General features: G+C 36.0%; 1 protein-coding gene. It reads right to left on the minus strand.

The window, feature by feature from the left end; translation table 11 throughout:
• Nucleotides 1-968 (minus strand): glycoside hydrolase family 1 protein (locus tag KQI94_RS16130; RefSeq protein ID WP_216454662.1); only part of this gene is annotated, 968 nt, incomplete at both ends.

Here is a 968-nt window from a genome sequence, read left to right on the forward strand (position 1 = left end):
CGATTATATAATTCATTTAGGGCAATTCGTAATCCTTCGGGATCAATTTGCCAACCCCATTCACTTGCTTCTAAGAAGGGATTTTTAACGCCGCCTAAAAGATTCCCATCTGCTGTATCGTTGGTAGTACCAGTAACATCGACAGCAGTCGACATATAATAACTAAAGCCAATGTAATCCACTGGGTATTCTTTTAATAATTCTAAATCGCCTTCTTCAATGACTAAGTCTTTCACAGCATATTTTTGATATATGCGTTCTGCGTATGCTGGATATTCACCACGAACTTGAACATCTGTACAATAATAATTAAACTCTTGGTTTTCAATCATTGTAGCAACTTGATTGACTGGATTCGAATCAATGCCATACGTTGTTGCATAAATAATCATACATCCAATTTGTAATTCTGGATTTAATTCATGGCCAATTTTTACAGCTTTACTACTTGCAACAAATTGATTATGCCATGCTTGGAAAATGTTTTGATAATCATTGGCTCCATTGCTTTTTACCAATCCTTGACTAAGTGCTGGGAAATGAAAAGCTGAATTAATTTCATTGAATGTCATCCAATAGTTAACTTTTTGGTGGTAACGTGTTAAAACAGTTTCCGCAAAACGTTCATAAAAGTCAACTAATTGACGATTTTTCCACCCGCCGTATTCTTTCGCTAAATGCAGTGGCATTTCATAATGAGAAATCGTAATTACTGGTTCAATGTTATAGCTTAAACATTCATCGATAACCGCATCATAAAATTTCAAGCCGGCTTCATTCGGTTGTGTTTCATCTCCTTGTGGAAAAATACGCGACCACGCAATTGAAAATCGATAACATTTGAAGCCCATTTTAGCAAACAACGCAATGTCCTCTTTAAAGCGATCATAGTGATCAATTCCTGTATGATTAGGGTAGCGATATTTCGTTTCGTCAATCGTCCAATCAAACGCTTCATCTCCTAAAAT

Source organism: Enterococcus sp. S183_ASV_20, assembly GCF_018919685.1.
Classification (GTDB): domain Bacteria; phylum Bacillota; class Bacilli; order Lactobacillales; family Enterococcaceae; genus Enterococcus; species Enterococcus faecalis.